Origin of the sequence: Streptomyces spectabilis (genome assembly GCF_008704795.1) — a bacterium.
GTDB lineage: Bacteria > Actinomycetota > Actinomycetes > Streptomycetales > Streptomycetaceae > Streptomyces > Streptomyces spectabilis.
In genome coordinates, this window is record NZ_CP023690.1 from 8,558,211 (window position 1) to 8,580,350 (window position 22,140).

The 22,140-nt window shown below is 74.7% G+C and carries 24 protein-coding genes and 1 riboswitch; of the genes, 15 read left to right on the plus strand and 9 right to left on the minus strand.

The genetic code is table 11. The features are described 5' to 3' along the window. The first annotated feature begins 35 nt into the window (after nucleotides 1-35). The 4 genes from CP982_RS36430 to CP982_RS36445 are packed head-to-tail and all read left to right on the plus strand — an operon-like array spanning nucleotide 36 to nucleotide 3,525. Nucleotides 36-1,001, plus strand: a complete 966-nt coding sequence (locus CP982_RS36430) for an ABC transporter permease (RefSeq protein WP_150514373.1) — start codon at nucleotides 36-38, stop codon at nucleotides 999-1,001. Beyond that, on the plus strand, nucleotides 994-1,875 hold the full coding sequence (locus CP982_RS36435) for an ABC transporter permease (protein WP_150514374.1): 882 nt from the start codon (nucleotides 994-996) through the stop codon (nucleotides 1,873-1,875). The genes CP982_RS36430 and CP982_RS36435 overlap by 8 nt, the downstream gene beginning before the upstream one ends. 56 nt (nucleotides 1,876-1,931) lie before the next feature. Next, complete coding sequence (locus CP982_RS36440) at nucleotides 1,932-2,861, plus strand: ABC transporter ATP-binding protein (RefSeq protein ID WP_150515907.1); 930 nt, start codon at nucleotides 1,932-1,934, stop codon at nucleotides 2,859-2,861. Then, nucleotides 2,854-3,525 (plus strand): ABC transporter ATP-binding protein, encoded by a 672-nt coding sequence (locus tag CP982_RS36445; protein WP_150514375.1) that lies wholly within the window; start codon nucleotides 2,854-2,856, stop codon nucleotides 3,523-3,525. Before CP982_RS36440 ends, CP982_RS36445 begins: the two co-directional genes overlap by 8 nt. A gap of 20 nt (nucleotides 3,526-3,545) precedes the next feature. Here CP982_RS36445 and CP982_RS36450 read toward each other — a convergent pair whose 3' ends face one another. From CP982_RS36450 to CP982_RS36465, 4 genes are all read right to left on the minus strand, one after another. Next, nucleotides 3,546-5,516 carry an ABC transporter permease gene (locus CP982_RS36450; protein WP_150514376.1) on the minus strand — a complete coding sequence of 657 codons (1,971 nt, stop codon included), beginning with the start codon at nucleotides 5,514-5,516 and terminating at the stop codon, nucleotides 3,546-3,548. 26 nt (nucleotides 5,517-5,542) lie between these two features. Further along, nucleotides 5,543-6,343, minus strand: a complete 801-nt coding sequence (gene modA / locus CP982_RS36455; RefSeq protein ID WP_150514377.1) for a molybdate ABC transporter substrate-binding protein — start codon at nucleotides 6,341-6,343, stop codon at nucleotides 5,543-5,545. Nucleotides 6,344-6,390: 47 nt separating this feature from the next. Further along, a complete protein-coding gene (locus CP982_RS36460; protein WP_150514378.1) occupies nucleotides 6,391-6,786 on the minus strand; it encodes a TOBE domain-containing protein in 396 nt (131 codons plus the stop codon). 141 nt (nucleotides 6,787-6,927) lie between these two features. Further along, complete coding sequence (locus CP982_RS36465) at nucleotides 6,928-7,701, minus strand: DeoR/GlpR family DNA-binding transcription regulator (RefSeq protein WP_150514379.1); 774 nt, start codon at nucleotides 7,699-7,701, stop codon at nucleotides 6,928-6,930. Between the two features lie 219 nt (nucleotides 7,702-7,920). On the opposite strand from CP982_RS36465, the gene CP982_RS36470 reads away from it, so the two are divergent. The 8 genes from CP982_RS36470 (at nucleotide 7,921) to CP982_RS36505 (ending at nucleotide 17,043) form a co-directional block, all read left to right on the plus strand. Continuing rightward, nucleotides 7,921-9,255 (plus strand): MFS transporter, encoded by a 1,335-nt coding sequence (locus tag CP982_RS36470; RefSeq protein ID WP_150514380.1) that lies wholly within the window; start codon nucleotides 7,921-7,923, stop codon nucleotides 9,253-9,255. Nucleotides 9,256-9,260: 5 nt separating this feature from the next. Further along, a complete protein-coding gene (locus CP982_RS36475) occupies nucleotides 9,261-10,754 on the plus strand; it encodes an FGGY-family carbohydrate kinase (protein ID WP_150514381.1) in 1,494 nt (497 codons plus the stop codon). Continuing rightward, nucleotides 10,747-12,264 carry an FGGY-family carbohydrate kinase gene (locus CP982_RS36480; RefSeq protein WP_150514382.1) on the plus strand — a complete coding sequence of 506 codons (1,518 nt, stop codon included), beginning with the start codon at nucleotides 10,747-10,749 and terminating at the stop codon, nucleotides 12,262-12,264. The genes CP982_RS36475 and CP982_RS36480 overlap by 8 nt, the downstream gene beginning before the upstream one ends. Nucleotides 12,265-12,274: 10 nt before the next feature. After that, complete coding sequence (locus CP982_RS36485) at nucleotides 12,275-12,895, plus strand: histidine phosphatase family protein (protein ID WP_150514383.1); 621 nt, start codon at nucleotides 12,275-12,277, stop codon at nucleotides 12,893-12,895. Between the two features lie 37 nt (nucleotides 12,896-12,932). After that, the gene (locus CP982_RS36490) at nucleotides 12,933-13,973 is read left to right on the plus strand and encodes a 2-hydroxyacid dehydrogenase (protein WP_150514384.1); all 1,041 of its coding nucleotides are present in this window, start codon (nucleotides 12,933-12,935) and stop codon (nucleotides 13,971-13,973) included. 214 nt (nucleotides 13,974-14,187) lie between these two features. Continuing rightward, nucleotides 14,188-15,045 carry a phosphatidylinositol-specific phospholipase C/glycerophosphodiester phosphodiesterase family protein gene (locus tag CP982_RS36495; protein WP_150514385.1) on the plus strand — a complete coding sequence of 286 codons (858 nt, stop codon included), beginning with the start codon at nucleotides 14,188-14,190 and terminating at the stop codon, nucleotides 15,043-15,045. Nucleotides 15,046-15,171: 126 nt separating this feature from the next. Continuing rightward, nucleotides 15,172-15,366 (plus strand): hypothetical protein, encoded by a 195-nt coding sequence (locus tag CP982_RS36500; RefSeq protein WP_150514386.1) that lies wholly within the window; start codon nucleotides 15,172-15,174, stop codon nucleotides 15,364-15,366. 96 nt (nucleotides 15,367-15,462) lie between these two features. After that, nucleotides 15,463-17,043: a hypothetical protein gene (locus CP982_RS36505; RefSeq protein ID WP_150514387.1), complete on the plus strand. Its 1,581-nt coding sequence runs from the start codon at nucleotides 15,463-15,465 to the stop codon at nucleotides 17,041-17,043. 33 nt (nucleotides 17,044-17,076) lie between these two features. On the opposite strand, the gene CP982_RS36510 is transcribed toward CP982_RS36505, so the two are convergent. The 4 genes from CP982_RS36510 to CP982_RS36525 form a co-directional block, all read right to left on the minus strand. After that, entirely contained in the window at nucleotides 17,077-18,336 is a 1,260-nt protein-coding gene (locus tag CP982_RS36510; RefSeq protein WP_229878999.1) for a phosphodiester glycosidase family protein, read from the minus strand. Nucleotides 18,337-18,418: 82 nt separating this feature from the next. Next, on the minus strand, nucleotides 18,419-18,775 hold the full coding sequence (locus tag CP982_RS36515; RefSeq protein ID WP_150514389.1) for a DUF779 domain-containing protein: 357 nt from the start codon (nucleotides 18,773-18,775) through the stop codon (nucleotides 18,419-18,421). Nucleotides 18,776-18,887: 112 nt separating this feature from the next. Further along, nucleotides 18,888-19,229, minus strand: a complete 342-nt coding sequence (locus CP982_RS36520; protein ID WP_150514390.1) for a DUF6479 family protein — start codon at nucleotides 19,227-19,229, stop codon at nucleotides 18,888-18,890. Nucleotides 19,230-19,289: 60 nt separating this feature from the next. Next, nucleotides 19,290-19,664, minus strand: coding sequence for a VOC family protein (locus CP982_RS36525; protein WP_150514391.1), 375 nt, complete (start codon nucleotides 19,662-19,664; stop codon nucleotides 19,290-19,292). Between the two features lie 358 nt (nucleotides 19,665-20,022). Between CP982_RS36525 and CP982_RS36530 the strand changes: the two genes are divergently transcribed. The 3 genes from CP982_RS36530 to crcB all read left to right on the plus strand — a co-directional run bounded on the left by CP982_RS36530 (nucleotide 20,023) and on the right by crcB (nucleotide 21,370). Then, entirely contained in the window at nucleotides 20,023-20,286 is a 264-nt protein-coding gene (locus CP982_RS36530) for a GlsB/YeaQ/YmgE family stress response membrane protein (protein ID WP_150514392.1), read from the plus strand. A gap of 218 nt (nucleotides 20,287-20,504) precedes the next feature. Continuing rightward, a complete protein-coding gene (locus CP982_RS36535) occupies nucleotides 20,505-20,999 on the plus strand; it encodes a fluoride efflux transporter FluC (protein WP_150514393.1) in 495 nt (164 codons plus the stop codon). After that, the gene (gene crcB / locus CP982_RS36540) at nucleotides 20,996-21,370 is read left to right on the plus strand and encodes a fluoride efflux transporter CrcB (protein ID WP_150514394.1); all 375 of its coding nucleotides are present in this window, start codon (nucleotides 20,996-20,998) and stop codon (nucleotides 21,368-21,370) included. The genes CP982_RS36535 and crcB overlap by 4 nt, the downstream gene beginning before the upstream one ends. Nucleotides 21,371-21,428: 58 nt before the next feature. Here crcB and CP982_RS36545 read toward each other — a convergent pair whose 3' ends face one another. Then, the gene (locus CP982_RS36545) at nucleotides 21,429-21,701 is read right to left on the minus strand and encodes a DUF6355 family natural product biosynthesis protein (RefSeq protein WP_184925407.1); all 273 of its coding nucleotides are present in this window, start codon (nucleotides 21,699-21,701) and stop codon (nucleotides 21,429-21,431) included. A gap of 259 nt (nucleotides 21,702-21,960) precedes the next feature. Further along, nucleotides 21,961-22,111: riboswitch (cobalamin riboswitch) on the plus strand. Nucleotides 22,112-22,140: the final 29 nt, after the last annotated feature.

Genomic DNA, 22,140 nt, shown 5'->3' on the forward strand with positions numbered 1-22,140 from the left:
GCGCCCAGGGGACCGGCCGGGTCCCCTGGGGGCCCATGGCACGGCTCGTCGGACGACGGGCCGTGTTCGCCGTACCGGTCCTGCTCGTCGTGACCTTCGGCGTCTTCGCCGTCGCCGAGGCCTCGCCCTTCGACCCCGTCAAGGCGTACGCGGGCACGGCCGGGCTCACCGCGTCCCAGGAGAACCTCGACCAGCTGCGCGCCAACCTCGGCGTCGACAAGCCGCTCGTCGGCCGCTGGTGGGACTGGCTCACCTCGGCCCTGACCGGCGACCTCGGCGACTCCAGCACCCTGCGCCAGCCCGTCGCCGACGCCATCGGCGAGCGCATCGGCTGGTCGGTGCTCCTCGCCGCCACCGCGTTCGTCCTCGCGATCCTGCTCGGCTCGGCCCTCGGCGTGCTCGCCGCGCGCCGCCCCGGCGGCTGGCTCGACCGGGGCATCACCTCGCTCGCCTACACCCTGGAAGCCGCGCCGCCGTTCTGGCTCGGCCTGCTGGTGATGTGGCTGTTCGCGCTCAAGCTCGATGTGCTCCCGGCGGGCGGGCTCACCGACACCGCCAGCACGACGGTGACGTTCGACCAGGTCACCAGCCATCTGATCCTTCCCGCCGCCGTCCTCGCGATCTCCCAGCTGCCGTGGTTCGTGCTGTACGTGCGCCAGGGCGTCGGCGACGCGCTCGGCGACGACCCCGTGCGCGGCGCCCGCGCCCGCGGCCTGGCCGAGCGCACCGTGCTCCTGAAGCACGCCTTCCGCTCCGGCCTGCTGCCGGTGCTCACCCTCGTCGGCTCCCGCGTGCCCGAACTCATCACCGGCGCGCTGCTCGTGGAGACCGTCTTCAGCTGGCCCGGCATCGCCGCGGCCACCGTGGGCGCCGCCACCTCCGTGGACTTCCCGCTGCTCGCCGCGCTCACCGCGCTCGCGACGGCCGCCGTCCTGCTCGGCAACCTCCTCGCGGACCTGCTGTACGGGCTCGCCGACCCGAGGGTGGGATTCGATGGCTGACACCACCTGGCGCCCCGCCGCCGCGCGCTCGTCGCGCACCTCGGCGGCCGCCACGCGCGCGTGGCGGGTGTGGGGCTCCGCCGCGATCGTCGCCGCCGTCGTGCTCGCGGTCCTGGTCGTGCCGCCGCTCGTCGACCTCGACGAACAGGCCGTGCACCTCGCGGACAAGCTGCTCCCGCCGTCCCTCGACCACCCCTTCGGCACCGACGACGTGGGCCGCGACCTGCTGGTGCGCTGCGTGTACGGGCTGCGCGTCTCGCTGCTCGTCGGCGTCGTCGCCGCCGTGGCCGCCACCGTCGTCGGCACCGCCGTGGGCGCGCTCGCCGCCGCCTGCGGCGGCTGGGTGGACCGGATCGTGATGCGCCTCGTCGACGTCTTCGCGTCGGTCCCGCACCTGCTGCTCGGCATCTTCATCGTGGCGATGTTCCGGCCCGGCGTCTGGCCCGTGGTGATCTCCGTGGGGCTCACCCACTGGCTGTCCACGGCCCGCATCGTGCGCGCCGAGGTCCTGTCGCTGCGCTCGCGTCCCTTCGTCGACGCGGCGATCTCCGGCGGCGCCTCGCGCTGGCGCGTCACCGTGCGCCATCTGCTGCCCGGCGTCCTGCCCCAGGCCGGACTCGCCGCCGTCCTGATGGTGCCGCACGCCATCTGGCACGAGTCCGCGCTGTCCTTCCTCGGCCTCGGCCTGCCCACGCACCAGGCGAGCCTCGGCACGCTCGTGCAGGGCGCGCGCAGCTCGCTGCTCGCGGTTGACTGGTGGCCCACGCTCTTCCCCGGCCTGTTCATCATCGTGCCCACCCTGGCGATCGCGGGCCTCGCGGGCGCCTGGCGCGAGCGCATCAACCCGCGCCGCCGATCGGAGCTGATGCTGTGACCGCCGCGCCCGGACAACCGGTGCTCTCGGTACGAGGGCTCTCCGTGCGCTTCCGCATGCGCGGCGGCGCCCACGTCTCCGCCGTCACCGACGCCCGCTTCGACCTCGCGCCCGGCGAATGCCTCGCCCTCGTCGGCGAGAGCGGCTGCGGCAAGTCCGTGCTCGCCTCGGCGCTGCTCGGCCTCCTGCCGGGGAACGCCGAGACCGCCGGGTCCGCGCTGCTCGGCGGGTCCGGCGGGCAGGGCGGGCTCGACCTGCTCACCGCCGACGAGCGCACCCTCGCCCGCACCGTGCGCGGGCGGCGCGTCGGCCTCGTCCCGCAGAGCCCCGCCGCGCACCTCACGCCCGTACGCACCGTGCGCTCCCAGCTGGAGGAGACCCTGCGGGAGCTGACGGGCGTGCGCCGCCCCGCGCTGCGCCCGGCCGCCGAGGCGGCGGCCGAGCGCGCCTCCTTCCCCGTCAGTCACCTCGACCGCTACCCGCACCAGCTCTCCGGCGGCCTCGCCCAGCGCGCCGCCACCGCGCTCGCCCTGATCGGCGACGCGCCGCTGCTCCTGGCCGACGAACCCACCACGGGCCTGGACCGCGAGCTCGTCGACCGCACCGTCGACGAACTGCGCCGCCACGTCGGCGACGACCGCGCGCTGCTCCTGATCACCCACGACCTGGCCGCCGCCCGGCGCGTCGCCGACCGCGTCGCCGTCATGTACGCGAGCCGCGTCGTCGAGATCGCCGCCGCCGCCGACTTCTTCGGCGCGCCCGGACCACGCCACCCGTACGCGCGCGGCCTCCTGGACGCCCTGCCCGAGCGGGAGTTCACGCCGATCCCCGGCATGCCGCCCGAGCTGTCCGCGCTCCCGGACGGCTGCGCCTTCGCGGCCCGCTGCGCGGGGGCGGACGAGACCTGCGCGACGCGGCCCGCGCTGACGTCCGGCGTCGCCTGCCACCACCCGGTCACCGCCGCGCTGGAGGCGCCCCGTGCTTGAACTGCGCTCCCTGACCGCCGGATACGACCGCCGCGACCCCGTCGTACGGGACGTCAGCCTCACCCTCGCGCCCGGCGAGTCCGTGGGCCTGCTCGGCCCCAGCGGCTGCGGCAAGTCGACGCTCGCCCGGGTCGCGGCCCTCCTGCACCAGCCGGACGCGGGCCAGGTCGTCATCGACGGCGAGGCCGCGCGCGGCTGGCGCCACCGGGCCCCGCGCGCCCAGCGCACCGCGTTCGGCGTGGTCTTCCAGCAGCCCCGGCTCTCCGCCGACCCGCGCCTTACCCTCACCCAGCTGATCGCGGAGCCCCTGCGGGCCACCGGGCGCGCCGCCGGGGCCGCGGAGCGCGTCGCGGACCTCGCCCGCACCGTCGGCCTGGGCACCGACCTGCTCGGCCGCCGCCCGCACGAGGTCAGCGACGGCCAGCTCCAGCGGGCCTGTCTGGCCCGCGCCCTGGTGCTGCGGCCGCGCTGGCTGATCTGCGACGAGATGACGGCCATGCTCGACGCGTCGACCACCGCCGCCCTGGTCGCCGCCGTGGAGGAGTACCGGGCCGACGCCGGGGCCGGGCTGCTCGCCGTGGGGCACGACAAGGTGCTCCTGGAGCGGTGGTGCGACCGGACGGTGCACTGGGACGAGCTGACCGGTGGGGCCGCGCCCGCCTAGAGGGGCCGCCGACCCGTGCGTCAGACGGTGACCAGCGTGACCTCGGTCGCCTTCACGCTCGTATAGACGGACGTGCCGTCGGCGAGGCCCAGTTCGGCCGCCGCCTGCGGGGTGATCTCGGCGACGAGGTCCGGCGTCTTCTCGCCGGTGACCAGGACCCGCAGTCGGCTGCCGACCGCGGTGATCTCCCGGACCGCGCCGGGCCAGACGTTGCGCGGGCTGCCCTCGGGGTGTTCCAGGTGCAGCGACACCGCCTCGGGCGCGATGATCGCGAGCGCCCGCGCGCCCTCGTCGAGCGGATCGGCGGCCACCAGGTGCCCGCCGTCGGCGAGCAGCAGGGTGCCGTTCCCCGTGCCCGTGCCCGCGAGGGCGTTGCGCCCCAGCATGCGCGCCACCCAGGGCGAGCGCGGGCGCCGGGTGACCTCGGCGGGCGGGGCGTCCTGAAGCGCCCGGCCGTCCTCCAGGACGAGGACCCGGTCGGCCAGCGAGACGGCCTCGACCGGATCGTGGGTGACGATCAGACAGACCCCGCCGAAGTCCGCCAGATGGGTGCGCAGGGTGTGGCGCACCTGGGCCCGGGTCGTCTGGTCGAGGGCGGCAAGCGGCTCGTCGAGCAGCAGCAGCCGCGGGTGCGGCGCCAGGGCCCGGGCGAGGGCGACGCGCTGGGCCTGGCCGCCGGAGAGCTGCGCGGGCCTGCGGTGCGCGAGGTGCCCGACGCCGAGCCGGTCGAGCCAGAGCCGGGCCGTCCGGCGGGCCTCGGCGCGCGGCACCCCCTGCGCGCGCAGCCCGTACGCGGTGTTGGACAGGGCGCTCAAGTGCGGGAAGAGCGCGCCGTCCTGGGGCACCCAGGCGACGCCGCGCCGGTGCGGCGGCAGTGCGGTGACGTCCGTGTCGCCGAGGCGGAGCCGGGCGTGGGCGCGGGGGGTGAGCCCGAGCAGGGCGCGAAGGAGCGTGGTCTTGCCCGCGCCGTTCGGCCCGACGACGGCGATGGTGGTGCCGGGGTCGGCCTCCAGGGTGAGCCGGTTGAAGCCGGTGACGTCCGCGTGCAGGGGCCAGCGCTCCCGCGCGGCCCCGGCCGGGGCGGCGGCCTCCGGCGGGTGCGCGGCCTCGTCGCCCCGCGGTTCGGCGCGGTCCCCGGCGGTGCCGCGGGGGCGTGCCGCGCGGTCGGTCGTGCCGCCGGTCCAGCGTCCGCGCAGTGCGACGAGGACGGCCATCGCGATGACGAGCAGCAGCAGGGACACCGAGGTCGCGGCCTCGGGCTGGTCCTGGAGCAGCAGATAGACCTGGAGCGGCAGGGTCTGCGTGGTGCCCGGCAGGTTCCCGGCGAAGGTGATGGTCGCGCCGAACTCGCCGAGCGCCCGCGCCCAGGTGAGGGCGGCCCCGGCGGCGAGCCCGGGCGCGACCATCGGCAGGGTGACGGTGAAGAACACCCGTACCGGCGAGGCGCCGAGGGAGGCCGCGGTCTCCTCGTACGACAGGCGCATGCCCGCGAGGGCGCCTTCGAGGCTGATGACCAGGAACGGCATGGCCACGAACGTGGCGGCCACGACGGCCCCCGACGTGTGGAACGGCAGCACGATCCCGAAGGTGTCCTCCAGCCACGGCCCGAGCAGCCCGCGCCGGCCGAGGCCGAGCAGCAGCGCGACCCCGCCGACCGTGGGCGGAAGCACCATGGGCAGCAGCACGAGCGAGCGCACAAGGGCCTTGCCGGGGAACGGGACGCGGGCGAGCAGCCAGGCCAGCGGCACCCCGAGGACCAGGGACAGGCCGAGCGCCCAGAAGGACACGTACAGCGAGAGCTTGAGCGCCTCGGTCACCCCGGGGCTCGTCAGATGCGTCCCGAGGTCGCCCCAGGCGGTCCGGCTGAGGATGCCGACGAGCGGGAGGAGCAGGAACGCGACGGCGAGGAGCGCGGGCACGGCCAGGGTGAGCGGCGGGCGCGCGCCGGTGCCGCGAGCGGACGGGCCGCCGCGGCCACGGACTGGTCTCATCGGGGATTCCCAGGTCGGGGCGGGGGCTACGGCTTCTGGAAGCCCGCGTCCCGCAGGATCTTCTGCGCCGCGGCGGAGTTCAGCCACTTCACGAACGCGGCGGCGGCGTCGGAGTGCTTCGACGTCTTGAGGGCGGCGGCCGGGTACTCGGCGATGGCGTTCTGGCCGTCGGGGATGTCGACGCCCTCGGCCTTGCCGTCGGCGGCCTGGACGTCGGTCTTGTAGACGAGTCCCGCGTCGGCCTCGCCCAGCTCGACCTTGGAGAGGACGGCACGCACGTTGGGCTCCTGGGAGACCGGCTTCACGGAGACCTTCTGCGCGGCCAGGATCTGCTCGCTGTAGCGGCCCACCGGCACCTCGGGCGCGGCCAGGACCACCTTCAGATCGCCCTTGGCCAGGTCCTTGAGCTGCTTGACGTGCTTCGGATTGCCCTTGCCGGTGGCGATGACCAGGCGGTTCTTGGCGATCACGGTGGGCGTGCCGGTGTCGGACCGCAGCCCGTCCATCGTCTTGGTGTCGGCCGTGACGAGCGCGTCGGCCGGGGCGCCCTGGCGGACCTTGGCGGCCAGCTCCTGCGAGCCCTCGAAGGAGAAGGTGACCTTGGTGCCCGGGTGCGCCTTCTCGTACGCGGCGCCCGCGGTCTTGAACACGTCGGTGAGCGAGGCGGCGGCGAGCACGGTGAGATCGGCCCGCTGCGGCGCGCCGCCGTCCTTCTCGGCGCCCTTGTCGCTCTTGTCGTCGTCACTGCCGCACGCCGCCAGCGGCAGGAGCAGGGCGGCGGTGACGAGCGCGGCGGCGGCACGCCGCTTGGTGATCACGGTGGACATGCGGGGGACTCCTCTGGCTGCGGGCGATGCCGCTGGGGGACGGGTGCTCAGGTCCGGTCGATGTGCACGCTGGTCGACTTCACGCGGGCGGTGGCCTGCATGCCGACCTCCAGGCCGAGCTCCTCGACGGCTTCGCGGGTGAGCAGGGACACGAGCCGGTGGGGCCCGGCCTGGATCTCGACCTGGGCGGCGACGTCGCCGAGGGTGACGGCGGTGACGATGCCGGGGAAGGCGTTGCGGGCCGAGGTGTACGAGCCTTCCTCCTCGCCGATGCCGCCCTGGGCGACCTCGATGGAGAAGGCGGCCAGGTCCCGCCCGTCGATGAGGCGGCGGCCGCTCTGGTCGCGGTGGGTCGCGACCCGGCCGGCGTCCGCCCAGCGGCGCGCGGTGTCGGGGCTGACGCCGAGCAGACGCGCCGCCTGGCCGATTGTGTAGGACTGCATGTGCGACAAGATAGTCGCCTTCATCTGGCATTTACAGATCTTGTGGCGATTCCACATGGCAGATGCAAGGCCCCTGGAGGATGATCCAAGGCTGTCGCCCGGCCGACCGTCGGACGTGATCCGGTCGGGGCCGGGTGCCGGTCAGCCCTTCTCCACCACCAGCACCTCGACCCCCTTCTCCCGCATCGCCCGCACCTCGTCGCGTGCCACTGCCTCGTCGACGACCACCACGTCGAAGTCCGTGAGCGGCGCGAGGGCGTACAGGCCGTCACGGGTGAACTTCGTGTGGTCCGCGAGCAGCACGCGCCGCGTCGCCGCCGTCATCATCGCCCGCTTGACCTGCACCGTCTCGGGCGAGGTGTGGTAGCAGCGGCCGCGCGTCACGGCGGTCGTCGACATGAAGAGCAGGTCCGCGCGGAAGGCCGCCACGCTGTCGGCGGTGTGCAGCCCCATGAAGGCGTCGTACGCCGGGAAGTAGCTGCCGCCGAGCGCGATCAGGGAGACGCCCGGCTCCTTGGCGAGCGCCGTGATCGCGGGCAGGGAGTTCGTGAGGACCGTCAGGGGGGTGCGCCCGGCGAACTCGCGGGTCAGATGCAGACACGTTGTGCTGTCGTCGAGGAGCACGGTCTGGCCCGGCACCACCAGGCCCGCGGCCGCGCGGGCGAGGCGCTGCTTCGTCGCGGCCATCGTCGACATGCGCTCGGCGACGCTGCCGTGGAACTGGGCCGACGGCAGCGCCGTCGCCCCGCCGCGCACCTTGCGCAGCCACCCCTGCGCCTGGAGGAAGTCCAGATCGCGGTGGATCGTCATCAGGCTCACGCCGAAGGCGTCGGCCAGGTCCGCGGCCCGCACGAAGCCGCTCGCGACCACCCGCTCCCGCACCTCGCCCTGCCGCTGCTCGCGTGTGAAGTCCATGAGTGATGTTCTCATGCACTTCACATCCCCTCCGCCGCTGCCTCCCAGCTCGGCCCTGCCCGCGGGCCGCGCCCGTCACATGGCGCCCGGCACGGCCCGCGTGAGGATTGCCCAGACGTTTGACGTGCCTTTTCAGCCAGTTGTTTGCTCACTCCAGCGCGCAGCACGCCCCCCCCGCACTCCCTTCCCGTTCCCTTCCGCCGTCCCCGGGGAGCTTCGATGACGAACACCCCCGTGCCACCCGTCCCGGGCGGCACCGCCGAGCCGCGTTCGCTCTTCACACGCCTCGGCATCCCGCGCCCCCTCTCCTGGGGCTATCTCGGCCTGCTGGTCTTCATGACCGGAGTCGGCGTCGAGGCCGGGTTCCTCTCCCCGTACCTGGAAGACCTCGGCATCCCCGAGGCGCAGGTCGCGATGGTCTTCACCGTGTACGGCGTCACCGGCGCCGTCGCGGCCTGGCTGTCCGGGGCGCTGTCCGACCTGTGGGGGCCGCGCCGCGTGATGTGGCTCGGCCTGCTCTCGTTCGCGCTCACGCACGTGTTCTTCCTCGCCGTCGCCGTGCCCAGCGAGTCCTTCGTGCTCCTTCTCGTCGGCTACGGCCTGCGCGGGCTCGCGTATCCGCTGTTCGCGTACGCCTTCCTGGTCTGGATCGCCGCCGTCGCGCCGCCCCGGCAGATGGGCAGCGCCATGGGCTGGTTCTGGTCGGCGTTCTCCGCGGGCCTGCCGACGCTCGGCTCGCTCACCGCCAGCCTGCTCATCCCGCACGTCGGCGAGCGCGGCACGCTCTGGGCGGCGCTCGGCGTCGTCGCCGCCGGTGGGCTGCTCCCGCTGCTCCTGGTCCGCGAGCGGACCGGCGCCGCCCGGCTCGCGCCCGCCGGGCAGAGCCCGCTCGCGGGGCTCACCGGCAGCCTGACGATCCTGGTGCGCGAGCCCAGGGTGGGCGCGGGCGCCGTCGTGCGGATGCTCAACACGGCGTCGCAGTTCGGCTTTCTGGTGATGCTTCCGGCGTGGTTCACGGACGAGGTCGGGCTTTCCGACGCCCAGTGGCTCAGACTGCTCGCCATCATGTTCGCCACGAACATCGTCACGAACCTGCTGTTCGGCGTCGTCGGGGACAAGGTCGGCTGGCGCGCGACGGTCGCGTGGTGCGGCGGCCTCGGCTGCACCGTCTCGACCCTGCTCCTGTACTACGTCCCGGCGGGCGCGGGCGACCGCTACGGCCTGTGCGTCCTCGTCGCCGTCCTGTACGGCGCCACGCTCTCCGGGTACGTCCCCCTCTCCGCCCTGATGACCGCGATCGCGCCCGCCCACAAGGGCCAGGCCATGGCGGCTCTGAACCTCGGCGCCGGGGCGTCCACGTTCGTCGGACCGCTGATCGTCAGCCTGTTCCGGGGGCCCCTCGGCGTCGCGGGCGTCGTCTGGATCTTCGCCGCGCTGCACGCCGTGAGCGCGCTGCTCACCCTCGCCCTGAAGACCGCCGCCGACGGTGATCCGGCGGCTGCCGCCCCACAGCCGCCCCGCACCGTCGCCGCACCCGCCACGAAGGGACTGTGAAGACCATGTCCGTCCTCGCGATCGACGTCGGCACCACCATGATCAAGTCGGTGGTCTTCGACGACCAGGGCGGCGAGCTCGCCGTGTCGCGGCTCGCGACCGAGGTCCTGCGCCGCCACCCGGGCTGGGCCGAGCAGGACATGGACACCGTGTGGAACGCGGTCGTCTACACCGTCCGCACCGCCCTGTCCGAAGTCGCCGACCCCGTCTGGCTGGTGACGTTCACCGCCCAGGGCGACGGCGCCTGGCTCGTCGACGCCGCCGGGCGGCCCACCGGGCCCGCGATCCTGTGGTCCGACGGCCGCGCGGGCGAACTCCTCACCCGCTGGCAGCGCGAGGGCGTCCTGGAGGAGGCGTTCCGCCGCAACGGCTCCCTCACCTGCAGCGGCATGCCGAACGCCGTGTTCAGCTGGCTCGCCGCCCACGACCCGGAGCGCCTGGAGCGCTCCAGCGCGTCCCTGACCGCCGCGGGCTGGCTGTTCCACAAGCTCACCGGCGTCACGGCGGTCGACGAGTCCGACGCGTCCGCGCCGTTCCTCGACCACAGCACCGGCGACTACGACCCGGACGTCGTGGCGCTCTTCGGCCTCACGCCGTACGCGCGGCTGCTGCCCCGGGTCCTGGGCGAGCACGAGCGGATCGCCGAGATAACGGGCGGCGCCGCGGCTCAACTCGGCCTGCCGCCGGGCCTGCCCGTGGTCATGGCCCCGTACGACATCGCCTCCACCGCGCGCGGCGTCGGCGTCGTCAACCCCGGCCAGGCGTGCAGCATCCTCGGCACGACGCTGTGCACGGAGATCGTCCGCGAGGACGTCGACACCAGCGGCGAGCCGTCCGGCATCACCATCGCCTACCGCGGCCGCGCGCGGGTCCTGCGCGCCTTCCCGACCCTCAACGGCGCCGAGGTGCTCGGCTGGGCCGCCCGCACGCTGGGGCTCGACGGGCCGCCCGAGCTCGCCGACGCGGCGTTCGGCGCGCCGCCCGGTGCGCACGGGGTGCTGTTCCTGCCGTATCTGTCACCGGCGGGGGAGCGGGCGCCGTTCCTCGATCCGCGCGCCCGGGGCTCCTTCTGGGGCCTGTCCCTGGAGCACACCCCCGCCGACCTGGCCCGCTCGGTGTTCGACGGCCTCTCGCTCGTCCTGCGCGACTCGCTCGCGGCCGCGCGCACGACGGTCTCCGAGCTGCGCCTGTGCGGCGGCGGGGCCAACAGCGACGCCTGGTGCCAACTCATCGCCGACGCCACGGGCGTGCCCACCGCCCGCTCCGGCGACACCGAACTCGGCGCCAAGGGCGCCTTCCTCACCGGCCTCGTCCTGACCGGGGCCGAGTCGAGCATGCACAGCGCCGCCGCCAAGTACGTACGGATGCGGACCAGTTGGGAGCCGGACGCGGAGCGCGCCGGGTTCTACGCGCAGCTGTACGAGGAGTTCCTGCGCTGGCGCGGGCTCGCGCGGGACGCCGGCTGGGCCGCGCGCACCGAAGGAGGCACCGGTGTCTGAGCACGCCGCACGGGCGGCCGCGCCGCCGCCCGACGCCGTCTGGCTGGGCCTCGACCTCGGCACCCAGAGCGCCCGCTGCGTCGCCGTCGACTCCGCCGGCACCGTCCTCGCCGCCGCGTCCCGGCCGCTGACCGGCCACCGCGAAGGCCGACGGCACGAACAGGACCCCGAGCAGTGGTGGTCGGCCCTCGCCGCCGCCTGCCGCGCGGCGACGGGCGCCCTCGACGACCCGGGGCGCGTGCGGGGCCTCGCCCTCGACGCCACCTCCGGCACGATCCTGCTCGCCGACGCGTCCGGCACCCCGCTCACACCGGGCCTGATGTACGACGACGGCCGCGCCGCCGAACAGGCGGCGCGCGTGAACACGGCGGGCGCCGCCGTCTGGCGCGAGCTCGGCTACCGCTCCATGCAGCCGTCCTGGGCCCTGCCCAAGCTGCGCTGGCTCCTGGACCACGCGGCGTACCCGGCGGACGCGCGGCTGCTGCACCAGGCCGACCTCGTCACCTGGCGGCTCGCCGGGCACCAGGTCGCGAGCGACGCCAGCCACGCCCTGAAGAGTGGCTACCACCTCCTGGAGGAGCGCTGGCCCGCGCGGGTGCTCGCCGAACTCGACGTGCCCGAGCGGCTGTTGCCCGACGTCGCGCGGCCCGGGACCGTCATCGGCGCCGTGTGCGCGCGGGCGGCCGCGGCCACCGGCATCCCGGCGGGCACCGCCATCGTCGCCGGGATGACCGACGGCTGTGCCGCGCAGCTCGGCGCGGGCGCGCTCACCCCCGGCGCCTGGAACTCCGTCCTCGGCACCACGCTCGTCCTCAAGGGCGTGAGCCCGCGCCTGATCCGCGACCCGGGCGGCGTCGTCTACTGCCACCGCGGCCCCGACGACACCTGGCTGCCGGGCGGCGCCTCCAGCAGCGGCGCGGGCGCGCTCGCGCGCGAGTTCCCCGGCGCGGACCTGGTCCGGCTCACCGAGGCGGCGGCCGCCTGCGACGGCGACGCCGTCACCTACCCCCTGGTGGGCCGCGGCGAACGCTTCCCGTTCCGGGCGGCGGCCGCCGAGCCCTTCACCCTTGGCGAGGCGCGCGGCGAGGCCGAGCGCTTCCACGCGCACCTCCTGGGCGTGGCCTGCGTCGAGCGGCTCTGCCTCGACTACCTCGACCTGCTCGGCGCGCCCGTCGACGGCCCGCTCACGCTCACCGGCGGCGGCGCCCGCAACCCCTACTGGAACACGCTCCGGGCCGACCTGCTCGGCCGCCCCGTGCGCGTGCCCGAACAGGCCGAGGGTGCCGTCGGCATGGCCGTGCTCGCGGCGACCGCCGACGGCACCCCCGTACGGGACGCGGCGGCGGCCATGGTCAAGCCCGGCGCGGAGGTCCTCCCCGACCCCGCGCGCACCGCCCGCCTGCTCCCCGCCTACCTGCGGTTCGTCGACGAACTGCGGGCGCGTGGCTGGCTGCCGCCCGAGGCCGCCGCCCACGCACGCGCCAGGACCGCCCCCACGCACCACCGATGAGGAAAGACCAGTGACCGACGTCATTCTCGTACGCCACGGCGAAACCGTCTGGCACGAAGGCAACCGCTACGCGGGCCGCACCGACGTGGCCCTCACGCCGCGCGGCCGGCTCCAGGCCGCCGAACTCGCCGCCTGGGCGGCGCGCGAGCACATCGACGCCGTCTACAGCTCGACCCTGTCGCGCGCCCGCCTCACCGCGGCACCGGCCGCCGAGGCGCTCGGCGTCGCCGCGCGCGAGGACGCGCGCCTGTGCGAGGTCGACTTCGGGCGCGGCGAGGGCCTCACGCGCGCCGAGATGCGCGAGCGCTTCCCCGCCGCGCTCGACGCCTTCCTCGCCGACCCCGTCGCCCACCACCTGCCGGACGGCGAGGACCCGGGCGCGGCCGTCGCCCGCGCCGGTGCCTGCCTCACGGACATCGCCGCCGAGTTCCCCGACGGACGTGTCCTGATCGTGGCGCACTCCACGCTCCTGCGCCTGCTCCTGTGCGACCAGCTCGGCATCCCGCTGCGCCAGTACCGGCGCGTCTTCCCGCACGTCGCCAACGGCGCCCTCACCGAACTGCGGCTGAGCGAAGGCCAGTCGGCGCTGCTGCGGTTCAACGCGCCGACGGTGCGCGCCCCGGCGCTCTGACCCGCCTCCCGAACGACTCCCTCGAAAGAAGCCTCCCATGAGCACCACCGTCCTCGCCGCGGGCGACCACTTCGTCCTGCCCCGCCTGCTCACCGAAGAACTGCGCAAGGCCGCCGGCGTCGCCGTCGACGTGCGCGAGCTCACCCTGCCCTGGCCGCACACCCCCTTCGGCCCCGTCGGCGAGGTCGTCGAGGCCTCCGGCACCGAGGACGAGCTGATCGCGGCCCTCCAGGGCGCCGAGGTGTGCGTGACGCAGCTGGCGCCCCTCACCGAGCGGGTCCTCGCCGCCTGCCCGGACCTGAAGCTGGTGTGCGTCAGCCGCGGCGGGCCCGTCAACGCCAACCTGGACGCGGCCACCCGGCACGGCGTCGCCGTCTGCTACGCGCCTGGCCGCAACGCCGTCGCCACCGCCGAGCACACCGTGACCCTGCTCCTTGCCGCCGCGCGCGGCGTCGGCGACACGCACGCCGACCTGCGCCGGGGGGTGTGGCGCGGCGACTACTACGACTACGACACCTGCGGCATCGAGATCGAGGGCGCCACCGTCGGCCTCGTCGGGTACGGGGCGATCGGCAGCCGCGTCGCGCGCATCATCGCCGCCATGGGCGCGCACGTCCTGGTCCACGACCCCTACGTGGACGCCGAGTCGCTCCGGGGCGTCGCCGAACCGGTCGGCCTGGACGAGCTGTTGAGCCGCTCGCGCATCGTGTCGCTGCACGCGCGCGTCACGGAGGAGACCACCGGCATGATCGGCGCCGCGCAGCTCGCGCGGATGCCCCGCGGCTCCGTCCTCGTCAACTGCGCCCGCGGCGCCCTCCTCGACTACGACGCCGTCTGCGACGCACTGGACAGCGGCGGGCTCGCCGGCGCCGGGTTCGACGTCTACCCCGAGGAGCCGGTGCCCGCCGACTCGCGGCTCCTGCGCACCCCCGGCATCGTCATGACCCCGCACATCGCGGGCGGCAGCCAGGAAGTCGCCCACAAGGCGGCCCGGATCGTCGCGGCCGAGGTGGGCCGCTATCTGCGCGGCGAACCGCTGGCGCACTGCGCGAACCCGGCGGCGGCCCCCCGCCGCTGACCGGACGCGGCAACCGGCGGCCGACCGGGACGGGCGAGCGGGGCGGCCGAGCGGGCACGCGCGCGGTGAACTGAAGGCGGCGATCACGCCAACTCCCAGGCCAGAAGGGTTCTCTGGGGCGGCCGGAGGCCATACTCACTGAGGCTCCGGCCGTTTGCCGTCCCCACTCCACCTCACCCGCCCCACTCCACCCCGCCCTTCCGGGAGGTACCCCATGGCCCTCGTCACCCGTCGCAGAGCCCTGACCACCCTCGGCGCGGCCGTCACGGCCGCCGTCGCCGCGCCCGGCCTCGCCCACGCGGCCGACGCCGCGCCGGGCACCCGCCCGCTCGCACAGGCGCACGCGCACAACGACTACGAGCACGCCCGGCCCCTCCTGGACGCCCTCGACCACCGCTTCACCAGCGTCGAGGCCGACATCTTCCTCGTCGGCGGCCAACTCCTCGTCGCCCACGACCCGGCGGACCTCGACCCGAGCCGCACCCTGGAGTCGCTCTACCTGGAGCCGCTCGCCGCCCGCGTCCGGGCCCACCACGGCTCCGTGTACCGCCGCTGGCACGGCCAGTTCCAGCTCTTGATCGACATCAAGACCGAAGGCGCCTCCACGTACCGGGAGCTGGACCGCCATCTGCGGCCCTACCGGCACCTGTTCACCACGTACGCGCACGGCAAGGTCCGCCGCTCCGCGATCACCGCCGTGATCTCCGGCGACCGCGCGGCCCGCCCGGTGATGGAGGCGCAGCCGGTGCGCCGCGCCTTCTACGACGGCCGCCTCGCCGACCTCGGAAGCGCGACGCCCGCCTCCTTCGCCCCGCTCATCAGCGACAACTGGTCCCTGAACTTCACCTGGAGCGGCGTCGGCCCGATCCCGCCCGCCGAGCGCGCCAAGCTGCGCGGCATCGTCTCCGCCGCCCACGAGCGCGGGCAGCGCGTCCGCTTCTGGGCCACCCCCGACCTGCCGGGCCCGGCCCGCGACGCCGTCTGGACCGAACTCCTCGACGCCGGTGTCGACCACCTCAACACCGACGACCTCGCGGGCCTCCAGACGTTCCTGGACGCGCGCCGGAGGTAGCGGCCCCGCGGCGCCTTCCCCGCACACCACTCGTCCGGCGGACACGCCGCTCACCCGGACAAACCCTCCGCTACGCCACACTTGCCGCCGAAAGCCACGGTGCGGACGTGGCGGAGGAGGTCCGTGATGGCCATTTCGATCTCGGTGGGGCTGCTGCTCCTGATCATTGCGGTGGTCCTGCTGCGCAACGGGGGCATGAAGGTCTCGCACGCCGTGGTCTGCGGTCTGCTCGGCTTCTATCTCGCGGGCACGAGCGTGGCGCCGACCATCCACGACGGCCTGACGGCCACGGCGGACATCGTCAGCGGCATCCGGCCGTGACCGTGCGCGGGCCCCGGGCCGCGTGATCGTTTCGGCCTCGTGAACAACTCCCGCATACACATGGACACTTCGAGGGGTCGGCCCTAGCTTCGGCGCATGCGTCGTCCGAGCCGTACGCTTCTGCCCCGTGTCCTCGCCGTGGCCCTCGGGGCCACGGCTCTCGCCCTGCCCGCGGCGCACGCGGAGGAGATCCCCAAGGCGCCCGGGCACCGGCTCGTCGCCCCGTACACGGGGGCGCCCGCCACCGCCAGGGCCGTCCCCGGAGAGCCGCCGCCCCAGCACCCGTACCTCGCCCCGAACGGGCGCAGCGGCATGCACGCCGACGCGGCCGGCAGCGGAACGTACCCGTGGAACGGCCCGCTCGGGCGCGCGCCGCAGGTCAGCAGCGAGAAGATGGCCGCGCTCGGCGGCGAGTGCGCCACCGTCACCTTCGACCGCGCGGGCCGCATCGTCACCGTGTGCGGCACGTTCTCCGGCTTCCTGGTCAAGCTCCTGGACCCGCACTCGCTGCGTACGCTCGCCGAGCACAAGCTGCCGCAGCGCCCCTCCACCGTCGAGGCGATCACCCGGCTCGACTTCTCCAGGATCTTCAAGGACACCTCCGGCGGCGCCTACTCCTACCTCGACGACCAGGACCGCCTCGTGCTCGCCGACTCGCGCCAGCACGTCGTACGGCTCGCGCACGAACGAAACCCGGACGGCACCTGGCGCTTCGTCGTCGACAAGGACTGGGACCTGACGGCGCACGTCCCCCATGACTGCGTGAGCTGGACGAACCTCTATCCCAGTGGTGAGTGCGACCCGGTCACCTCCGTGATGCCCGACTGGGACGGACGCCTGTGGTGGGTGACCCGGCAGGGCCGCGTCGGCACCGTCGACCCGAAGACGGGCGACGTACGGTCCACGAGGCTGCGCGGCGAGGAGATCCAGAACTCGTTCTCGGTCGCGGAGGACGGGGTGTCGATCGTCTCCGACCATGCTCTGTACGGCTTCGAGGCCGCCGCCGACGGCACCCCGAAGGTCACCTGGCGGCAGACCTACGACCGGGGCACGGGCACCAAACCCGGCTCCGTGAACCAGGGTTCGGGCACCACCCCCGACCTGTTCGGCACCGGCGAGAAGTACGTCGCCATCACCGACAACGCCGACGACCGCATGAACGTCCTCGTCTACCGGCGCGGCGCCGACGTCCCCGCCAGCCGCCGCCTGGTCTGCGAGGTCCCCGTCTTCGGGCGGGGCGCCTCCACCACCGACAACTCCCTGATCAGCTACGGAAACAGCCTCGTCGTCGAGAACAACTACGGCTACGAGAACATCACCTCGCTCACCTTCGGCCGCAGTGTCGTCGGCGGCGTCACCCGCGTCGACGTCCGCCCCGACGGCAGCGGCTGCGACACGGTGTGGCAGAGCGAGGAGCGCTCCCCGTCCACCGTGCCGAAGCTGTCCACCGGCAACGGGCTGCTGTACCTCTACACCAAGGAGCCCAACCGCCTGGGCATCGACGCCTGGTACCTGACGGCCGTCGACTTCCGCACCGGCCAGACCCGCTGGAAGCGGCTCGCCGGGACGGGCGTCGCGTACGACAACAACTGGGCACCCGTGACGCTCGGACCGGACGGCACCGCGTACGTGGGCGTCTTCAACGGCCTGGTGGCCGTGCGGGACGCGGGGGAGTGAGGCCTCCCACGGGCGCCGGGGACGCCGGGGGCGCTAGAGGCGGGAGAAGACCCCGATGCCGTTGGGCACCGGGCGCTCCGCGCCGCCGCTCGGATGGTTGCGCACCGACACGCCGGGAGCGCCCGGCTCCCGTGCGGCCAGCGTGCTGGAGCCGCCGCCGTCCAGACTGAAGCCGTCATCGGCGCCCAACTGCCGCAAGGAGGCCGCCACTTCGGCGATCGTCAGGCCGCCCCGGTACTCGGGCGCGCCGTCGAGGGCGAGCAGGATGAGGCGGCGGCCGCCCTCGTCGATCCCGGCGGCGGTGCGCACGGCGGCCGTACGGTCGTCCAGGCCCGGCAGCGGCGCGCCGGCGCGCAGCAGCGGATAGCCGCCGAGGACGAAGCGGTACGGGACGCTCGACACCGACGGCACGAGCCGGTGCCGGACGTGCACCGGGTCGCCGACCGCCAGCTTGCGCAACTGCTGCGCACCCGCCTCCCGGCCCACGAGCACCGTCGTGCCCGGGGCGATGGCGCCCCGGCCGGGCGCGTCGGCCACGGTCGCGACCCGCCCGTGCCGCACCGTCACCTCGTAGGTGTCCGTGCTGCACGGCGCGCCCCGGTCGGTGTCGGTGCCGCAGGTCGCCCGCACCCGCGAGGTGACGCCCCAGTCGCTGGTGAAGGCGCCCACGGAACCCACCGGCAGCGCGTACTGGTTGAGCCCGCCGAGCGGCAGGCGCGCCTCGCGGGTGCGCACGCTGCCGTCGAGGGTCATGCGGTCAAGGCGGGCCCTGCGGTCGGCGCCCACGCCGATGACGTCCTCGGTGGTGGTGCCGGGCGGCAGGGCGGGACCGAAGCGCTGGCCGTTCGGGACGGCTGCCTTCAGGGTGTCGCCGTCGGCGATGGCGGGGCCGACGGGCGCGCCGGTCGCCTCGACGCCCGGGTGCTGGGTCTCGGTGATGTTGAAGAAGTCGCCGTTGACCGCGCCGACGGCCCCCTCCTGGTCCGCCATCGCGGAGACGGTCTGCCGGGCGCCGACCGCCCCCGGGTAGAGGAGCCCGACGCGCACGCGCGGATGGCGCAGGTCGACGTCCAGAACGTGTGCGTGCGCGGTGCCGCGCGGCGTCGGGATGTCGTAGTCCCGGTACTCCACGCCCGGCGCGATCTCGGTGGCCGCGGGCGCGGCCCCCGGAACACCGCTGGCCGGTGCCGCCCCGAGGAGGGCGGCACCGGCCAGGGTGCCGAGCGCCGTCAGCGCGGCGAGCGCGCCGCGCACCGCTCTGAACCGTCCGCTGCCTTGCCCGCGTCGTGTCACGGATCCCCCTCGGGTCGGCTGGGCCGTCCAACTGTCCCAGCAGTCAGGGGAGTTCACCATACGGCGGTGACGGCGCGGATGACTACGTGCCCACGAGCCGCGAACGGATGAGGAAACGGACGCCCTCGGGGGCCTCCAGCGAGAAGCCGCTGCCGCGCCCCTCGACGACGTCGACGATGAGACGGGTGTGACTCCACACCTCGTACTGGCTCTTGGACATCCAGAACCGTACCGGCTCCGCCACGCCGTCCACGGTGAGCGACGCGAGGAGGACGTCGGAGTCACCCGTGCGGAACTCCCCCTCCGGGTAGCACATGGGCGCGCTGCCGTCGCAGCAGCCGCCGGACTGATGGAACATCAGCGGGCCGTGGGCCGACCGCAGCCGCCGCAGCAGGTCTGCGGCGGCGGGTGTCAGCTCCACGCGCGGGGTGTCAGCCATGGCCGGTCGGCCTCCTCCGGGTCGCGGTCGCCGGGCCGTGGTGGCACGGCCCGGCCAGTCAACACGGCGGGAGGTTGCGAGGGGGTTGCAGCCGGACGCCCGGCGGCGCGCCTCAGGTGGGCCCCTGGTCGTCGCTCGGGCGGCTGCCGATGGTGCCCCCGCCCTTCAGCTGGTGGGGCGTCAGGCGCCCGCCGTCCCGCGGGACCTCGTCGGGCTCACGCCGCTCCTGCACCTCGCGGACCGGCCCTTCGTCCGGGAGCCGGGGCTGCTCCTCGGGGCGCGGCCGGTCCGGCTCCCTCCTGCGCACCCGGATGCCGAGCCAGACGGCCCACGTCAGCGCCGCGACGATGAGCAGGCCGAGCCCGAAGGCGAGGAAGGCGCTCGTGGAGGGCGAGGCCGCGAGCGGGGCGCCGCCCGGCGCGGCCAGTGCGTGGATTCCGTTCTGCGTCGTCATGCGCGCCGGGTACCCGGGAAAGCGGCGCGTACCCGGAACGCGGCGCGTGCCCGGAGCGCGTCAGTGGGTGCGCAGCGCGAACGTGTGCCCGGCCGGGTCGGAGTAGAGCCGCACCTCGTGGGTGCCGCCCCGCTGGGTGTCCACCGGCCGGGCGCCGCCCGTGATGGCCGCGCGCTCCGCCGCGTCCATGTCACCCTCGGCGACGAGCAGTTCCAGATGCGTCTGGTGGGCGTCGTCCGGGCGCGGCCAGCTCGGCGGCGCGAAGCCCGCGTCGCGCCGGAAGCCCAGGCGGGTACCGGACGCGCCCGCGGTCTCGAACCGGTCGGCCTGGGGGTTGTACGCCACTTCCTCGCCCAGGAGCCCGGCGTAGAACGCGGCCAGCTGCTCGGGCTCGCCGCTGTCCAGCACAAGGATCGCCGTTTCGACTGTGGCCATGGTGCCCTCGTTTCGCCGTGGGTGATCGGTGGGAGGTGACCGGCGGATCCGGGTTTGCCGGGGAACCGCCGGGGGACCCGCAGCTGCGGCTGGGAAGCCACGGGGAGTGAGGAGCCTTGGGCGCGGGGTACGGGCCCGCGCCCAGGGACCCGGCGGCCTCGTGCCAGGAGCCCGAGGGGCCGCACGGCTGCCCCACTCCATGGGCAGCGGGACCCGCATGCTCGCGGGTGCCCTGACAACCGGGGCGGAAACGTCCACGACGCCGCCCGGCCACGACCGGCCCGCCGTCACGACTGCCGGGCGCGTTGCCGGGAACCCGGTGAGGCGCAAGGGACTTCTGCCGAGGGAAAGCGGAGCTATGGAGATCTCAGGGCTCATCAGTGCGATCGTGATCGGCGCCGTCATCGGGATCCTGGGGCGGCTCGTCGTCCCCGGGCGGCAGCGCATCGGCGTCCTGTGGACCATCGTCGTCGGCATCATCGCGGCCCTCGTCGGCACCGCCGTCGCCGAGGGCCTGGACGTCGCCGACACCGAGGGCGTCGACTGGGCGGAGTGGCTCATCCAGATCGGGCTCGCCGCGCTCGGCGTGGCGGCGCTCTCGCGGGTCAAGCTGCGGCGCTGACCGGTCCCGGCCCGCGTACGGCCGCCGGGCCGCCGAGCGGCCGGTCCGCCCGGTGCCGACTATCCTGGGCGGTGCGGCCGGACCCGTGACGCGGGCGACGGCCGTACGGCGGTGGGGCCCGCCGTACCCCAACCGCGGTGACGGCACCGCCAACGGTCCCTGCTTGTGAGGACGCGCGCCCGCACCCGGGCGGCGCACGAGTGGGAGACGCACACCCGATGACAGCACCGCGCGACCGGACCGCCGAGCCCGAACCCATCGATCCGGACCTCGACGTCCCGGCACCCGCCGGGAGCCGGGGCCGGGGGCGGGACCACGGCCAGGCACCGGTGCTCGCCGCGGTGGCGGCGGGCGGCGCCGCGGGCGCCGGGGCCCGCTACGGCGCCGCGCTCCTCTGGCCCACCGCGACGGCCGCCTTCCCCTGGACCACGCTGGTGGTGAACGCGCTCGGCTGCGCGGTGATCGGCGCGTTCATGGTGCTCGTCACCCAGGTGTGGAGCGCCCACCGCCTGGTGCGGCCCTTCTTCGGCACGGGCGTCCTCGGCGGCTTCACCACGTTCTCCACGTACGCCGTCGACATCCAGCGGCTGATCGGGGACGGTCACGCCCGCACCGCGCTCGCGTATCTGGCCCTGACCCCGCTGGTGGCCCTCGCCGCGGTGTGGACGGCGGCGGCGACGACCCGTCGCGTGCTCTCCCGGAGGCCGCGATGAACTGGCTGCTCGTGCTCACCGGAGCCGCCGTCGGCGCGCCCCTGCGCTATCTGACGGACCGTGCCGTCCAGGGCCGCCACGACTCCGCCTTCCCCTGGGGCACCTTCACGGTCAACGTCGTCGGCTGTCTGATCCTGGGCGTCGTCACCGGGGCCGTCACCTACGGCGCCGCGTCGGACTCCGTCCAGCTGCTCGTCGGCACCGGCCTGTGCGGGGCGCTGACCACGTACTCCACCTTCTCGTACGAGACGCTGCGCCTGGCCGAGACCGGCACGCGGTTCCTCGCCGCGGCCAGCGCGGTGGCGAGCGTGGTGGCGGGGCTCGGTGCCGCGGTCACCGGCGCGGCGCTCGCGCGGGCGCTCTGGGGCTGACTCCCGCGCCGCCGGGGGCGGGGCGCCCCCTGGTGAGCCGCCCCGCCCGTGGCCGGTGTCAGCAGGTGCGACCGACGTAGTGGGCGCCCTGGATCTTGTCGGCGGAGCCCAGCCAGGTCTTGCCGGGGGCGACACACCGCTCGTAGTCCGGGGCCAGGGCGACCCTGACCTGGATCACCACGCGGGAGCCGTCCGACGTGCAGTGCTGGTAGTAGGCGTCGGAGCTCGTCTCGTAGAACCCGCACGGGTCGGCGGCCGCCGGGCTCGCGGAGGCGGTCACCACCCCGAACGACGTCAGCGCGAGCGCGGCCGAACCGAGGGCACCGATCACCTTGCGACGGATACGCACCAGAGGACTCCTAAGTCGAGAGGGAACCACGTCGGCCCGAGGATCGCCGCGGTGCCCCGCGCCGGACGGCGGAACGCGGGAGGCCTCACCTGGCGGATCGTTTCCGCATGTGCCGTTCGAGTGATCGCTGAGGGAATGTCACCCTCCATAAGGATCAGGCCATTCGGTGGCCGACGTCACAACTCACCGGCCTGGCGCGGCCCGTGGGGGCGGGCCTACGATGCGTGTGCTTCGGCTGTGAAGGAAAAGTGCAGCTGAGGGCACACACAGACAACTGAATGCGTACGCGACTGGGGAAAGCCGGTGAGAGTCCGGCACTGACCTGCAACCGTGTGCGGCACGCCTCAGGCGTGACCGCGAGTCGGGCTGCCCGCCGCCGTACGTGCACTGCTTCTCACTGTCATGGTCTGCAGCGTGGAGC

Bases quoted from the DNA above. Each gene is read 5' to 3' on its own strand.
- CP982_RS36430 (WP_150514373.1), top strand. From the start codon at position 36: ATGGCACGGCTCGTCGGACGACGGGCCGTGTTCGCCGTACCGGTCCTG.
- CP982_RS36435 (WP_150514374.1), top strand. From the start codon at position 994: ATGGCTGACACCACCTGGCGCCCCGCCGCCGCGCGCTCGTCGCGCACC.
- CP982_RS36440 (WP_150515907.1), top strand. From the start codon at position 1,932: ATGCGCGGCGGCGCCCACGTCTCCGCCGTCACCGACGCCCGCTTCGAC.
- CP982_RS36450 (WP_150514376.1), bottom strand. From the start codon at position 5,516: ATGAGACCAGTCCGTGGCCGCGGCGGCCCGTCCGCTCGCGGCACCGGC.
- modA (WP_150514377.1), bottom strand. From the start codon at position 6,343: ATGTCCACCGTGATCACCAAGCGGCGTGCCGCCGCCGCGCTCGTCACC.
- CP982_RS36460 (WP_150514378.1), bottom strand. From the start codon at position 6,786: ATGCAGTCCTACACAATCGGCCAGGCGGCGCGTCTGCTCGGCGTCAGC.
- CP982_RS36465 (WP_150514379.1), bottom strand. From the start codon at position 7,701: ATGGACTTCACACGCGAGCAGCGGCAGGGCGAGGTGCGGGAGCGGGTG.
- CP982_RS36470 (WP_150514380.1), top strand. From the start codon at position 7,921: ATGACGAACACCCCCGTGCCACCCGTCCCGGGCGGCACCGCCGAGCCG.
- CP982_RS36475 (WP_150514381.1), top strand. From the start codon at position 9,261: ATGTCCGTCCTCGCGATCGACGTCGGCACCACCATGATCAAGTCGGTG.
- CP982_RS36490 (WP_150514384.1), top strand. From the start codon at position 12,933: ATGAGCACCACCGTCCTCGCCGCGGGCGACCACTTCGTCCTGCCCCGC.
- CP982_RS36495 (WP_150514385.1), top strand. From the start codon at position 14,188: ATGGCCCTCGTCACCCGTCGCAGAGCCCTGACCACCCTCGGCGCGGCC.
- CP982_RS36500 (WP_150514386.1), top strand. From the start codon at position 15,172: ATGGCCATTTCGATCTCGGTGGGGCTGCTGCTCCTGATCATTGCGGTG.
- CP982_RS36505 (WP_150514387.1), top strand. From the start codon at position 15,463: ATGCGTCGTCCGAGCCGTACGCTTCTGCCCCGTGTCCTCGCCGTGGCC.
- CP982_RS36515 (WP_150514389.1), bottom strand. From the start codon at position 18,775: ATGGCTGACACCCCGCGCGTGGAGCTGACACCCGCCGCCGCAGACCTG.
- CP982_RS36520 (WP_150514390.1), bottom strand. From the start codon at position 19,229: ATGACGACGCAGAACGGAATCCACGCACTGGCCGCGCCGGGCGGCGCC.
- CP982_RS36525 (WP_150514391.1), bottom strand. From the start codon at position 19,664: ATGGCCACAGTCGAAACGGCGATCCTTGTGCTGGACAGCGGCGAGCCC.
- CP982_RS36530 (WP_150514392.1), top strand. From the start codon at position 20,023: ATGGAGATCTCAGGGCTCATCAGTGCGATCGTGATCGGCGCCGTCATC.
- CP982_RS36535 (WP_150514393.1), top strand. From the start codon at position 20,505: ATGACAGCACCGCGCGACCGGACCGCCGAGCCCGAACCCATCGATCCG.
- crcB (WP_150514394.1), top strand. From the start codon at position 20,996: ATGAACTGGCTGCTCGTGCTCACCGGAGCCGCCGTCGGCGCGCCCCTG.